Source organism: Salinicola lusitanus (genome assembly GCF_038648475.1).
Taxonomy (GTDB): domain Bacteria; phylum Pseudomonadota; class Gammaproteobacteria; order Pseudomonadales; family Halomonadaceae; genus Salinicola; species Salinicola lusitanus.
In genome coordinates, this window is sequence record NZ_CP151919.1 from 638,925 (window position 1) to 651,224 (window position 12,300).

Consider the following 12,300-nt stretch of genomic DNA (forward strand, 5'->3'; position numbering starts at 1 on the left):
CAGAATGACGCTTATCGGGCCGTTTTTTTCGGGTCCAGCGCTGCCGCATGGCACGGGCGTGACCGAGGCCTCGTTCGCCCTGGTGCCCACGCGCCCTCCGGGGGATGGTCTCCGCCTGAATAGCGATTGCGACCGTTTATTGTGGCGAGTACGTGTGCGACTACACCGGATGCGTCACTTCGCCTGCCCACTGTCGCGCCGTCGATCGCCTGGATTGCATGGCGATCCTGTATCCACTTGTACAGAAAGGATCTTTGACCGGACGGCGAAGACAGGCGTCGTTACTTTGTTGACGCCAACGAAAAAAGCCACCCGAAGGTGACTTTTCAGCGATACCTAAACCAATGAAACCAATGGCTTTTTGGTGCCGGTAAGTGGACTCGAACCACCGACCTACGCATTACGAATGCAAGAGCGAAGTACCACGCTACGCGGGATTCGCCCAACAATCTCAGTAAATACGGGCCTCTAACGCTAACCTGACAAGTCATCGATGGTCACTTTTTGGCACACCGACTGTACCAATAATGCACCACGTGGAGAGCCATGGAGAACCTGGGTTGTCTATCGATCTACGCGAGCCGTCGCAATCATAGCAGCGAGACAGCGAACCAGGTGTGGATAAGCCGACATTTTGCATAAATCCGCATAAAAAACTGCACCCTTATAACCCCCAATGCGGCCAGTACTGGCGCGGCTTCCGCCCTCCTGCAGAGGTGCGTAATTTCCGCCCCATTTAGCGCGCGGGCGGGGCGGGGTGCTGATCGCGCGGCTCGGGTGCGCGCCAGGGCCCGTGGCAGGGGTAGGCGTGCCGCCTGCGGGCTGATCGGGAGTTGGACCGAGAGCGGGAATGGGGAAAGCGCCGCGCCGCTCTGGCGGCTGCGTTGGCGGTGCGTCGGGGACGCATGCGAATCGAAAAGCTAACGCGTCGCGTTCGATGTGAGCACATCGCGCGGGCAAAAAAATGCCGCCCGGGCGGGCGGCGAGGTCTACTAGAAGTCAGCAGTTTACAAGCTGGGCGCGCTAGGGTCGACTGCTCGCGGGGAGTCCAGCGAGTATGGATCGAACCGCACCACCTCTTCGCCGACGCGGTCGTTGATCTCGAGCATGGTCTGTTGCAGCGGCTCGAGCTCGTTGGCCACGAACACCCGGGCGGCCTTCTCGACGTCACCGAACCCGCCCGTGTTGCTCGGGATGATGCCCATCAGCTGCGGCGGGATCCGGTGACCGGCGAGCTGATCGTCGCGGGTGATGTTCTTGATGTGCCAGAACTCGTCCTTAGCCGCTACCTCCGATACCGGGATGATCTGGACGCCGTCCTTCTTGCCCTTCGGCGCGTACATGAACAGGTTCTTGAAGTTGCCGACGCCCTTCGACTCTTTGAGGGCTTGGCGCATCGCGTCGATATCCTTCTTGTCGTGCGCCTCGTCGTTCACGTACATGATGAACCCGGCATGGGAGCCGTTGAGGTAATACCGGCGCCGGAACAGTGTTGCGCTCTCGTTGAGCCATGCCGACTGCAGCGAGCCCAGGTAGTCGGGCAGACCGTAGACCTGCTGATCGATGTCCGGCTCCATCAGGTGGATCGTCCGACCCTCGGGCAGCTCGGCTTTGTTCACCCAGTCCGGTACCCAGAAGTAGCGATTCCGGTTGCCGCGACGCATGTACTTCGCCGGGCGGCGCTGCAGCTCGAGCAGCCGCCCCAGACGCCCGCGGACCTCCTCCAGATAGCAATTGCCGAACACCAGGTGATCGAGCGCCAGCGCGCTAAATGTCTGTCGATTCAGCAGCGGGTGCGGCTTGAAGGTGCGTAGAAGGATATTCCGCTTCACCTGTAGCGCTGAGCCATGATGAGCGGTGGCGCGGTAGCTCTTCGAGAGAACGTCGAACGGGACCGGCGGCTCGTACCACTCGTTCGGCGAGAGCCAGACGCCCTCATAGAACACGTCGCGCATGGTGGTGACCGGTTCCGGATCGCCAAAGCTGAACGCCTCGGCCCGGGCTGGCTCGCTGGATTGCCCCATGATCGCGGGAACGCGGACGCGTGGCTTGGCGGCGACTGGCTCGCTCATTCGTAGAACTCCATCATTGATTCGCTGGTCTCGCCGGCCGGGCCGTCGATCGGTTCGAAGTGCAGGGCATGCATCGTCGCCCAGGCCAAGTCGGCATGGCCTGTCTGCGCGTTGCGCCCGGATACGTAGGTGAATTGGCGGCCGCTGGCCGTGAGCTGCTTCTTGATCGCCATGAACGACTGAGCCAGGTCGACCCAGCCGGCGTCGAATTCGAGCCGGTCCTTGCGGATGATCTGCTGGGCCTGCAGCACCATCTGGGTCTTGAGCTCGACGGTGTAGTGATACCGGGTGACGAGCGGGAACCACTTCTCGACGTGCTCGGCCACCGCCGCGCCGACACCGGTGGTGTCGATGCCGATGTGGTCGATGTCGTACTTGTCGGCGAACTTGCGGATGAAGGCCGCCTGCTCTTCGTAATCCTGTCCTTTGAGGCGATGCCGCTCGAGGATCCGATGCTTCTCCCCTGCTGCTTGCGCGGGCAGCACCACGACAAGCCCCGCGCCGTCGCCGTCCTCGTTGCGCCCGGTCGGGTCGTAACCGATCCAGACGCCGCGATTGCCGACCGGTCTCGGTGCATAGGGACGGTAGACGCTTTCCCACTCTTCCCAGGCATCGACCATGCAGCCCTGCATGACACCGAGCGGGAACGCCGACTGGCTGTCGTCGACGAACTCGCACTCGAACAGGTTGGCGAATTCGTCGTCGCTGTACTCGAACTGCAGATCCTCGACATCGAACAGATCGCACCCGCCGGCCTCGGCGTCGTGAACGGTGACGATCTGTTTCCACTGGCGATCCCCGCACAGCGCACCGTCGGCGAGCGCGGCATGGCTCACGTCGATGTCGACCCGGTCGGCTTTCTTGCGCCGCTTGTTGATCCGCTCGCCCGTCCAGAACGTGTACGCCTCGTGCGCGATCGATGACGGCGTCGAAAAGTAGGTCTGCCGCCACTGCTTGTGCGTCGCCATCGCCGAGGCGACTTTCCGGAACTGCTCGAAACCGTGGATCCAGAAGTATTCATCGAGATAGACGTCGCCGTGATAGCCCTGGGCGGTCTTCGAATTCGTGCCGAGGAAGTGCAACTGCGCGCCATTGTCGAGAACGATCGGATCGCCTTTCAGCTCGACGTCGCACGTCTCTTTGACGAACTGAATGATGTACTGCTTGAAGATATGGGCCTGAGCCTTCGAGGCGCTGAGGAAGATCTTGTTCTTCCCCGTTTTGAACGCATCGACGATGGCCTCCCGGGCGAAGTAGAACGTCGCGCCGATCTGGCGGCTCTTCAGGATGTTGCGGATCCGGTGCTTTTCGCCGGCGCGTAGCCACTGGCGCTGATACTCGAACAGGGACTCGAGGAACGCCATCTCCAGCGCCTCGAACTGTTCTTCCGTGAGCGCGTTCCGCTTGGGCTTGCGCTTCTCGCCTGCGTTGCGCGCGGCGATATTCGGATTGAGGTCGCCCTCTTTCCCCGTCTCTTGATACCGGTGCACTCGCGCCAGGCGCTCGATCATCCGCCCGAGGGCGTCGATCTCCTTGTAATCTCCGTTCCCCTTACGCTCCTTGCCGATCAGTTGCACCAGACGCGCTTCGAGCGCGCCCTCGAGACGCTGGGTCGGGCTCGCCTCAGCCCAGCCGTCGCGGTCCTTCCAGCTGTGAACGGTGGCCGCCTTCACATCGATGAATTCGGCAATACGCGCGACGCGCCAGCCCTGCCAATAGAGATGGCGAGCCGTGAGTCGCGGGGAGTCGAGTGTATCGGGGGCTGTCGTCGTCATGCGGCCAGCGTACCCGCGCGCTAGACGTCGCCATCGGCGCACGCGTTGTAGATCGCGAATCTACAACGCGGCTTGGTTGAGCGAATGAGAGTCGACGCGGAACCTGACCGCACTTTGCACCGAAACCGACTTCGCCAAGCTCACCCGCTGAGGAAACCCCATGCCCTGGCACGTTATCGCAACCGAAGGCGCCACCACCGATGGCCGTCAGATTCCGGCCGACTGGCTCGAGAAGATGGCCGCGAACTTCGATCCGAAGACCTACGGATGCCGCGTCAATCTCGAGCACATCAAAGGCGTCCTACCCGATAGCCCGTTCAAGGCCTACGGCGACGTCACGGCGCTGAAAGCCGAGAAGAACGACGCCGGCAAGGTTCAACTTCATGCGGAGATCGACCCGACCGACGAACTCAAAGCGCTGAACAAGCTGCGCCAGAAAGTCTATTCGTCCATGGAAGTCGACCCGGATTTCGCCGGCACCGGCGAGCCCTACCTGGTGGGCCTGGCCGTCACCGATAACCCAGCCTCGTTGGGCACTCAGATGCTCCAGTTCAGTGCCAGCGCCGGCGATGCATCGCCGATTGCCGGTCGCAAGACGCGGCGCGAAAACCTCTTCTCCGCCGCCGTGGAGACAGATCTCGATGGCTACGTCGAGCAGCCGGCCGACACCAGCCCGTCGCTGCTCGATAGCGTGAAAGCCCTGTTCAAGCGACACGACGCGAAGACGGAAAAAGGCTTTTCCGCGTTCCGCACCGATCTCGAGCAGACGCTCGGGCTCTTCGTTCAGCGCCACGCGGCACTCGAGGCCGATATCGCCCAGCGCCCCACCGCGGACGCGTTCGCCGAGTTGCAAACCGCGCACGAAGAGACGCGCACCAAGCTCGACGAGCTGTTCAACACGCTCGACAACACCCCCGATCAACCGCTCCGCTCACCCGCTCTCGGCGGCAACGGCGGTACCGAACTGACTGACTGCTAAGGACCGCCACACCATGCGCAACGATACTCGCGTCGCCTTCAACCGCCTGACCGCACACATCGCCCAGCTCTCCGGCGTCAATTCCGCGACGGAATCCTTCGCGGTCGAGCCCAGCGTCCAGCAGACGCTGGAAACACGCATCCAGGAATCGAGCGAATTCCTCAGCCTGATCAACGTGATCGGCGTCGACGAGCTCAAGGGCGAAAAGCTCGGCCTCGGCGTCACCGGCCCGATTGCCGGTCGTACCGACGTCTCGGCCAAGGACCGCTCGCCGCGCGACGTCACCGCCCTGAGCGCGAACACCTATGAGTGTGTGTCCACCGAGTTCGACACGGCCATCCCCTGGGGCAAGCTCGACGCCTGGTCACGCTTCCAGGACTTCCAGACTCGCGTCCGTAACGTGATCCTGCGCCAGCAGGCGCTGGACCGGATCATGATCGGATTCAACGGCACGACGGCAGCCATCGAGACCGATCGAGCTGCAAACCCGCTGCTGCAGGACGTCAACAAGGGCTGGCTGCAGCAGTACCGCGATCACGCCCCCCAGCGCGTCATGACTGGCGCCGCAACGGCCGGCCAAATCGTCATCGACCCCACCGAGAAGACAAACGCCGAAGGCAAGGTGATCGGGATCGTTGGCGATTACGCCAACCTCGACGCCCTCGTCATGGACGCGGTCAACGAGATGATCGATCCATGGTTCCGTGAATCCACCGATCTGGTGGTGATCATGGGTCGCAAGCTGCTCGCCGATAAGTATTTCCCGCTGGTCAACAAGAATCAGCCGCCAAGCGAGCAGCGCGCGCTGGATCTGATCATCAGCCAGGAGCGCGTTGGCGGCCTGCAAGCCGTGCGTGCACCGTTTGTGCCGGACGGCACGATCTTCATCACCGCGCTGAGCAACCTCTCGCTCTACTGGCAGAACGGCAGCCGTCGCCGCTACCTGCGCGACAAGCCGGAGCGCAAGCGTGTCGAGAACTACGAGAGCTCGAACGATGCGTACGTCGTCGAAGACTACGGCTTCGGCTGCGTGATCGAGAACATCGACACCACCAATGCGTAAGGGGAAGCCATGACAAGCCCAGCCCGCCGGCACTTCCAACGCGTCACCGCCGCTCAGTCGGCCGGTGGCGCGGAAGCCGGCCAGCAGCAGAGCGGCGATCAGTACGAACTGATGATGGCCACGCTCTACGACGCCCGCCTGTCGCTGAAAAAGGTGAAGTCCACCGAAGCCAAGATCGCGATGAAGCGCGAGCTGCTGCCGCAGTTCGACGCCTACATCGAGGGCGTTCTCGACGCCGGCAACGGCGCCCGAGATGAAGTGGTCACCACCGTCATGATCTGGCGTCTCGACGTTGGCGACCTCGAAGGCGCGCTGGCGATTGCCCGCTACGCCATCGAGCACGATCTCGACACGCCCGACCGGTTCGAGCGCGACACGCCCAGTCTCATCGCCGAGCAGCTGGCCGAGGAAGTCTTGAGCCAAATCGAGAGCATCGACGACGAGACGCGCCAGCAACTCGGCACGCGCCTCGCGGCGATCATGTCCGGCGCCCACGACCTGATCGACGGCGTCGACATGCACGACCAGATCACGGCCAAGTTCCGCAAAGCCTATGGCTACGCATTGCGCGACGCCGGATGCCCCGTTGCCGCCGTCGAGCAGTTGAAGCGAGCGCTGGAGCTGAACGACCGAGTAGGCGTGAAGCGGGACATCGAGAACCTCGAACGCCAGATCAAGAAGAACGCTAGCGATCAGCCCAGCGGCTGATGCTGCAACCGAGTCGCACGCCGACGGCCGGGAGGCATCGGGCGGAGATCCGGGCATCGTGCCCCACATCGTCGATCCCCGATCCACCTCCCTTTTTGAACGGAACGCGCCATGTCTCTAGTCGCCCACGGCGGCAGCAACACCCAGCCCGCCCCAGCGCCACCGATCACGAATAACGGATTCTGGCCCGACATCGAGCCAGGTACGTTTCGCGAACGTCATCGCATCGATACGACCGTTACGCCCGGTCGCGTCGAGCACGCGCTCGGCATCGCCATGCGCGATATCAACCGGCAGCTCGCCGACTTTCAGGCCCGGCAATGGGAAGCGGACATCACTGCCGCCGATGCGATACCGGCCGAGCCCTGGCAGATCCCCGGTCACACAACCGAGCTCTACCAGCAGGCGGTGTTCTCGGAAGCCCACGCGCGGATCCTCGAAAGCTACCGGAACTACAGCGCGACACGCGACGGCGACGAGCGCGGCGAGATCAAAGACGAAGCGGCGGAGGACTACCGGCGCGATGCCCGCTGGGCGGTTTCCGAGATCATCGGCGAGCCACACACCACGGTTGAGCTGATCTGATGGCCCGCGTCGTCTACGCCCATCAGTACGACACCGTCGACGCGATCTGCCAACGCGTATACGGCCACACGGCGGGCGTCACGGAGCAGTTGCTCGAGCAGAATCCCGGCCTTGCTGATCTCGGGCCGATGCTGCCCCAGGGCACCGCGATCACGCTGCCGGATGTCGTCCAGCAGCCTCAGAGATCGGCCGTCGTTCAGCTATGGGACTGATGCCATGACCGCGCGACTACGCCACCCACGCAAACAGCCCGATCCGATAGTCGTGCTGATCACCCTTCTGATAGCTCACGCAGGAACGGCCATGGCCCAGCAATTGAACATCACCACCGAAGCCATCAAGTCGACGCCGCCCGCGATCGTCACGCTCCTGCATGCCGGAGGCATGACGCCCAGTGACTGGATCACGGTGCTCACGCTCGCGTATCTCGCCCTGCAGATGGGGCTGATCATTCCGAAGTACCTCGAGAAGATCCGCAACTGGTGGGAGCGCATCAGAGGAGGCCGATCATGAAGAATCTGAGCCGCTGGCTTGGCGGGAGTGTGATTGGCGGGGCATGCGGCATTGCGCTATCGATCTCGATCGGCGTCGTCAAACACTACGAAGGCACCGAGCTGGAGAGCTATCCGGATCCGGTCGGCATCCCGACGATCTGCACAGGCCACACCGGGCCGACGGTCAAGCTCCACCAGACCAAGACGCCCGAAGAGTGCGAGGCGCTGCTCGCCGGCGATCTCGGTACCGCCTTCGATGCCATCAACCGAAACGTGACACCCGAGATCAACGCCACCATGCCGCCGACGCGGCGAGCGGGGATAGCCAGCTTCATCTTCAACGTCGGCGAGGGCGCGTTTCGGCGCTCGACCCTGCTCGAGCTGCTCAATGCCGGCCAGCCTCGGGCGGCGTGCGATCAACTGTCCCGCTGGGTCTATGCCCAGGGCAAGAAGCTCGCCGGGCTCGTCAAACGTCGCGCCGCCGAGCGCGAACTCTGCCTCGCGGGTCTGGAGTGAACGGCCGCGCGCTGGCTGTTGTCGCCGGCCTCGCCATCGCCGCTGGTACCGGCTGGCTCGCCCGGGGCTGGTTCGAAGACGCCCAGCGACTGACCGAAGAGCGCGCCGCGCGTCTGGTCGCTGATGCCGCGATGGCACGCGAGGCCGGCATCGCCGGCGTCGTCGAGGATCGCCTGGCCGAGCTCGACGCGAACGAGCGCGTTATCGATAGAGGGATCATCCGTGAAATTCAGCAGCCGATTTACCGCAACGTGTGCCTTGGCGATAACGCTGTGCGCTTGCTCAACGACGCCGCAGCCGGGCGAGCCCCCGAATCAACAGAACCTCAAGCGCAAATGCCCGGCGACACTGCCGCCACTGAATGATGGCACCGGCGGGGAAATCACACTCACCATGAACGCTTGGGCGTGGCAGTACCACGACTGCGCCACGCGTCATAACGGCCTGGTGGACGCTCTCGATGCGCAAGCTGACTAGCCTTCGCCAGCATCTACTGACTAGCGTGCCGGGGCTCGCCGCCGATCCGGATCGCCTGCGCACCTACGTGCCGGAAGGCAATATCGCCTTCAGCCGTGGGCTGAATCTCTCGCACGAGTATCGCGTCACCGCCGAGGTCATAATCATCGGCACCGATGGCGACCTCGATCCGATCATGTTGCCGATGCTGCAATGGCTCGGCCGCTATCAGCCCGACGTCGACCCGGCCCAGGCACTGCGATTCTCGGCCGAGATTCACTCGAACACAGAGGTAGACGTCATTTTCAGCGTCGAACTGACCGAGCGCGTCGTCGCCCTGGTCGACTGCGCTACCGGGCAGATTCGCAGCGAACACCGCATGCCGGAATATCCGCTCGACCCCTGCCCCGCCGAACGGTGGCAGCTGCTGGTACGTGATGACCCGAATGCCGATTACACCCTCGCCGCCGAGTGGCAATCTCCGTGACCACTGACGATCTCGAGATTCTCGAAGAGTGGGTCCAGCCGCTGATCGAGGAGCTCGAGCCATCCGCGCGGAAAAACCTCTCGCGCCAGATCGCCCTCGCGCTGCGCAAAAGCCAGCAGCAGCGGATCCGGCAGCAGAAGAATCCCGATGGCTCCGCGTACCAAGCCCGCGTCGGCAAGAAACAGACCCGCCGCGCGCGAAAGCGCCTGCGCTTCATCTACGAGAAGCCAGGCCATGAACCGGAAGAGCGCGAGATCGTCAACTGGATCCAGACGCCGCAGACTTACTTCGGCTATGACGAGCGCAAAGGCGGAGACCTGCGAACCTTCCTGAAACGCCGCGTCGTGCGCGTGATCGAGCGAGATCTCACCCCCGTCGCCCGTCCCGGTGCTCGTGGCAAGCGCAGCCCGGATAACCGGATGTTTCAGAAGCTGGCCACCGCGCGCTACTTGAAGATGAACGCCACGGCTGACGGCGCCTCGGTCGGCTACGAAGGCCGCATCGCTCATATCGCTCGCATTCATCAGGAAGGCCAGACCGCCCCGGTCAATCCCTATGTCCGCCACGACTACCCCGAGCGCGAGCTACTCGGCGCCACGCCGGACGATATCGAGATGATCCACGACATGCTGGTGCGGCACCTCGGATCCGATATGGATGGCTAGGCCGTTGTAGATTCGCGATCTACAACGGCCCCCGCTTCCGCCCATCCGAACGTCGCGCAACCATCGCGGCATGAACAACGCCGCCGAACTCCTCCGCCTGATTCACAACCTGATCCGCCTCGGCACCATCGCCGAGGTGGATCACGCGGCCGCGCGCGTGCGCGTCAAATCCGGCGACATGCTGACCACCTGGCTGCAGTGGCTGACCCTGCGCGCCGGCACCACTCTCGACTGGGATCCGCCGACCGTCGGCGAACAGGTCATCCTGTTTTCTCCTGGTGGGGATCCTGCCTCGGGCGTCGTACTCACCGGCCTATTCAGCACCGCTAACCCATCGCCAGCCAATGCCGCCAATCTCTGGCGCCGAGTGTTCCCGGATGGCGCCGTGCTCGAGTACGACCACGAAGCGAGCCACCTGCGCGCCACGCTCCCCGGCTCCGCTTCTATCGACGCCAAGGCCGACGTCACCGTGAACACCGCCGCCGCCCTCACCGCCACGGCCGGCGGCGGCGCAACGATCAATGCCAATACCGTCATCAACGGCAACCTGACCCTGAACGGCAACTTCAGCCAGCCCAGCGGCCAGACCGCGACGATGGCCGGCGATGTCGCGTTCAAGGGCGCAGTGACTAGCAACGGCAAGAACATCAGCTCGAGCCACACGCATGACGGTGTACAGCGCGGCGGCGACAAAACCGAGGGTGTCAGCTGATGGGCGGCATGAGTCGAGGCAACGGTACCGCCCTGACGGGCATCGACCACATCCGTCAGTCCATCGCCGACATCCTGACGACGCCCATCGGCTCCCGCGTCATGCGCCGTGATTACGGCTCACTCCTGCCGAGCATGATCGACCAGCCGCTCAATGACGCCACGCTACTGCAGGCCTACAGCGCCTCGGTCATGGCGATTCTGCGCTGGGAGCCGCGCGTCCGCGTCACCGCGATTCGAAAGAGCGTCAGCACCACCGAGCCGGGGCGCGTCACCTTCGAGATCGACGGCGTCACCAACGACGACAACGTCGTCGCCCTGAGTATTCCCCTATCGGAGCGCGCCTCATGAGTGGCGGTTTTACAGCGGTCGACCTCTCTCGCCTGCCGGCGCCTGATGTCGTCGAAGCCATCGAGTTCGAGACGATATTCGAGGCGATGCTCACCGACCTGCGCGAGCGCGATCCCAGCTTTGACGTCACCGTCGAGTCCGACCCCGCTTACAAGGTTTTGCAGGTCGCCGCCTACCGCGAGATGCTGTTACGACAGCGCATCAACGAAGCCGCCAAGGGCGTCATGCTCGCCTACGCCATCGGCTCGGATCTCGATCACCTGGGCGCGCTCTACGGCGTCGAGCGTCAGACGCTGACCATCGGCGATCCCGATGCCATCCCGCCGGTCGAACCAACGTTCGAGACCGACGCGGATTTTCGCCGCCGCATCCAGCTTTCTCTTGAAGGGTTCTCGACCGCAGGCCCGGAAGGCGCCTACGTGTTCCACGCGCTGTCGGCCGATGGCGCCGTGCTGGATGCCAGCGCGACCAGCCCATCGCCCGGTGAAGTCGTCGTCACCGTGCTCTCACGGAATGACAACGGCAACGCGCCGGCGTCACTGCTCGAGATCGTCGATGCCACGCTTTCCGCCGAAGACGTCCGACCGCTGACCGATCACGTCACTGTTCAGTCGGCCGAGATCGTCGAATATCGCATCGACGCGACGCTCTACTTCTACGCCGGGCCGGATCGTGAGGTGGTCATGCGCCAGGCGCGCGAACAGGCCACCGCCTACGCCGAGCAGCAACACCGGCTCGGCCTCGATGTGACGATGTCCGGCCTTTACGCCGCGCTGCATCAGCCCGGCGTCCAGCGGGTCGAGATCGCCGCGCCGGCGGCGAGCCTTGTCGTCGACCGCACCCAGGCGACGTTCTGCACGGCCATCGATCTGACCGATGGGGGCCTCGATGAGTAGCAATAGCCTCCTGCCCCCAAACGCCACCGCCGCCGAACGCGCCCTCGAGACGACCACGGCGACGGCAAGCGATCTACCGGTACAGCTGCGCTCGCTCTGGAACCCGGATACCTGCCCCGCGGATCTGCTGCCCTGGCTGGCCTGGGCGCTGTCGCTGGATTCCTGGCAGCCGTACTGGCCAGAGCGAATCAAGCGCCAGAGAATCCGCGATGCTATCGAGATCCAGCGCCGCAAGGGCACCGCGAGGAGCGTGAGAGACGTCGTCCGCTCGTTTGGCTCGAGCCTAACCATTCGTGAGTGGTGGCAGCGATCCACGCCCGGCGAACCGCACACCTTCGACGTGACCCTCTCGCTCGGTGCCGATGTACCCAATACCGCCGAGTACCAGCAAGACATCGTCGACGAGATCTCACGCACAAAACCCGTGCGCAGCCACTTCACATTCACCGCCGGGCTGAACGCCACCGCCGGCATCGGCATCGTTGCCGTCGCCCGCCCCTATATCTATCGCCGCCTGACGGCCACAGCAGACTGACGGAGAG

At 63.7% G+C, this 12,300-nt stretch carries 16 protein-coding genes; 14 read left to right on the forward strand and 2 right to left on the reverse strand.

Going from position 1 to position 12,300, the window contains the following annotated elements; genetic code table 11:
• Positions 1 to 1,007: 1,007 nt before the first annotated feature.
• The gene (locus AAGT95_RS02870; RefSeq protein WP_342595465.1) at positions 1,008 to 2,072 is read right to left on the reverse strand and encodes a phage portal protein; all 1,065 of its coding nucleotides are present in this window, start codon (positions 2,070 to 2,072) and stop codon (positions 1,008 to 1,010) included.
• The gene (locus AAGT95_RS02875) at positions 2,069 to 3,847 is read right to left on the reverse strand and encodes a terminase large subunit domain-containing protein (protein ID WP_342595466.1); all 1,779 of its coding nucleotides are present in this window, start codon (positions 3,845 to 3,847) and stop codon (positions 2,069 to 2,071) included. Before AAGT95_RS02875 ends, AAGT95_RS02870 begins: the two co-directional genes overlap by 4 nt.
• Positions 3,848 to 4,007: 160 nt before the next feature.
• Between AAGT95_RS02875 and AAGT95_RS02880 the strand changes: the two genes are divergently transcribed.
• From AAGT95_RS02880 to AAGT95_RS02945, 14 genes are all read left to right on the forward strand, one after another.
• The gene (locus AAGT95_RS02880) at positions 4,008 to 4,826 is read left to right on the forward strand and encodes a GPO family capsid scaffolding protein (RefSeq protein ID WP_342595467.1); all 819 of its coding nucleotides are present in this window, start codon (positions 4,008 to 4,010) and stop codon (positions 4,824 to 4,826) included.
• Positions 4,827 to 4,839: 13 nt separating this feature from the next.
• Entirely contained in the window at positions 4,840 to 5,889 is a 1,050-nt protein-coding gene (locus tag AAGT95_RS02885) for a phage major capsid protein, P2 family (protein WP_342595468.1), read from the forward strand.
• A 9-nt stretch (positions 5,890 to 5,898) separates the two neighbouring features.
• On the forward strand, positions 5,899 to 6,597 hold the full coding sequence (gene gpM / locus AAGT95_RS02890) for a phage terminase small subunit (protein ID WP_342595469.1): 699 nt from the start codon (positions 5,899 to 5,901) through the stop codon (positions 6,595 to 6,597).
• 111 nt (positions 6,598 to 6,708) lie between these two features.
• Entirely contained in the window at positions 6,709 to 7,182 is a 474-nt protein-coding gene (locus AAGT95_RS02895) for a head completion/stabilization protein (RefSeq protein WP_342595470.1), read from the forward strand.
• The gene (locus AAGT95_RS02900) at positions 7,182 to 7,394 is read left to right on the forward strand and encodes a tail protein X (RefSeq protein ID WP_342595471.1); all 213 of its coding nucleotides are present in this window, start codon (positions 7,182 to 7,184) and stop codon (positions 7,392 to 7,394) included. The genes AAGT95_RS02895 and AAGT95_RS02900 overlap by 1 nt, the downstream gene beginning before the upstream one ends.
• Positions 7,395 to 7,398: 4 nt before the next feature.
• Positions 7,399 to 7,695, forward strand: coding sequence for a hypothetical protein (locus tag AAGT95_RS02905; RefSeq protein ID WP_342595472.1), 297 nt, complete (start codon positions 7,399 to 7,401; stop codon positions 7,693 to 7,695).
• The gene (locus tag AAGT95_RS02910) at positions 7,692 to 8,192 is read left to right on the forward strand and encodes a lysozyme (protein ID WP_342595473.1); all 501 of its coding nucleotides are present in this window, start codon (positions 7,692 to 7,694) and stop codon (positions 8,190 to 8,192) included. Before AAGT95_RS02905 ends, AAGT95_RS02910 begins: the two co-directional genes overlap by 4 nt.
• Entirely contained in the window at positions 8,189 to 8,557 is a 369-nt protein-coding gene (locus AAGT95_RS02915) for a hypothetical protein (RefSeq protein ID WP_342595474.1), read from the forward strand. The genes AAGT95_RS02910 and AAGT95_RS02915 overlap by 4 nt, the downstream gene beginning before the upstream one ends.
• Before the next feature lie 95 nt (positions 8,558 to 8,652).
• On the forward strand, positions 8,653 to 9,135 hold the full coding sequence (locus AAGT95_RS02920; RefSeq protein ID WP_342595475.1) for a phage tail protein: 483 nt from the start codon (positions 8,653 to 8,655) through the stop codon (positions 9,133 to 9,135).
• Positions 9,132 to 9,800, forward strand: coding sequence for a phage virion morphogenesis protein (locus tag AAGT95_RS02925; RefSeq protein WP_342595476.1), 669 nt, complete (start codon positions 9,132 to 9,134; stop codon positions 9,798 to 9,800). Before AAGT95_RS02920 ends, AAGT95_RS02925 begins: the two co-directional genes overlap by 4 nt.
• Before the next feature lie 70 nt (positions 9,801 to 9,870).
• Entirely contained in the window at positions 9,871 to 10,512 is a 642-nt protein-coding gene (locus AAGT95_RS02930; RefSeq protein WP_342595477.1) for a phage baseplate assembly protein V, read from the forward strand.
• Positions 10,513 to 10,520: 8 nt separating this feature from the next.
• Positions 10,521 to 10,862, forward strand: a complete 342-nt coding sequence (locus AAGT95_RS02935; RefSeq protein ID WP_342595478.1) for a GPW/gp25 family protein — start codon at positions 10,521 to 10,523, stop codon at positions 10,860 to 10,862.
• Positions 10,859 to 11,758: a baseplate assembly protein gene (locus tag AAGT95_RS02940; RefSeq protein ID WP_342595479.1), complete on the forward strand. Its 900-nt coding sequence runs from the start codon at positions 10,859 to 10,861 to the stop codon at positions 11,756 to 11,758. The genes AAGT95_RS02935 and AAGT95_RS02940 overlap by 4 nt, the downstream gene beginning before the upstream one ends.
• Positions 11,751 to 12,293 (forward strand): phage tail protein I, encoded by a 543-nt coding sequence (locus AAGT95_RS02945; RefSeq protein WP_342595480.1) that lies wholly within the window; start codon positions 11,751 to 11,753, stop codon positions 12,291 to 12,293. Before AAGT95_RS02940 ends, AAGT95_RS02945 begins: the two co-directional genes overlap by 8 nt.
• The last annotated feature ends 7 nt before the right edge of the window (positions 12,294 to 12,300 follow it).

Bases quoted from the DNA above. Each gene is read 5' to 3' on its own strand.
- AAGT95_RS02870 (WP_342595465.1), bottom strand. From the start codon at position 2,072: ATGAGCGAGCCAGTCGCCGCCAAGCCACGCGTCCGCGTTCCCGCGATC.
- AAGT95_RS02875 (WP_342595466.1), bottom strand. From the start codon at position 3,847: ATGACGACGACAGCCCCCGATACACTCGACTCCCCGCGACTCACGGCT.
- AAGT95_RS02880 (WP_342595467.1), top strand. From the start codon at position 4,008: ATGCCCTGGCACGTTATCGCAACCGAAGGCGCCACCACCGATGGCCGT.
- AAGT95_RS02885 (WP_342595468.1), top strand. From the start codon at position 4,840: ATGCGCAACGATACTCGCGTCGCCTTCAACCGCCTGACCGCACACATC.
- gpM (WP_342595469.1), top strand. From the start codon at position 5,899: ATGACAAGCCCAGCCCGCCGGCACTTCCAACGCGTCACCGCCGCTCAG.
- AAGT95_RS02895 (WP_342595470.1), top strand. From the start codon at position 6,709: ATGTCTCTAGTCGCCCACGGCGGCAGCAACACCCAGCCCGCCCCAGCG.
- AAGT95_RS02900 (WP_342595471.1), top strand. From the start codon at position 7,182: ATGGCCCGCGTCGTCTACGCCCATCAGTACGACACCGTCGACGCGATC.
- AAGT95_RS02905 (WP_342595472.1), top strand. From the start codon at position 7,399: ATGACCGCGCGACTACGCCACCCACGCAAACAGCCCGATCCGATAGTC.
- AAGT95_RS02910 (WP_342595473.1), top strand. From the start codon at position 7,692: ATGAAGAATCTGAGCCGCTGGCTTGGCGGGAGTGTGATTGGCGGGGCA.
- AAGT95_RS02920 (WP_342595475.1), top strand. From the start codon at position 8,653: ATGCGCAAGCTGACTAGCCTTCGCCAGCATCTACTGACTAGCGTGCCG.
- AAGT95_RS02930 (WP_342595477.1), top strand. From the start codon at position 9,871: ATGAACAACGCCGCCGAACTCCTCCGCCTGATTCACAACCTGATCCGC.
- AAGT95_RS02935 (WP_342595478.1), top strand. From the start codon at position 10,521: ATGAGTCGAGGCAACGGTACCGCCCTGACGGGCATCGACCACATCCGT.
- AAGT95_RS02940 (WP_342595479.1), top strand. From the start codon at position 10,859: ATGAGTGGCGGTTTTACAGCGGTCGACCTCTCTCGCCTGCCGGCGCCT.
- AAGT95_RS02945 (WP_342595480.1), top strand. From the start codon at position 11,751: ATGAGTAGCAATAGCCTCCTGCCCCCAAACGCCACCGCCGCCGAACGC.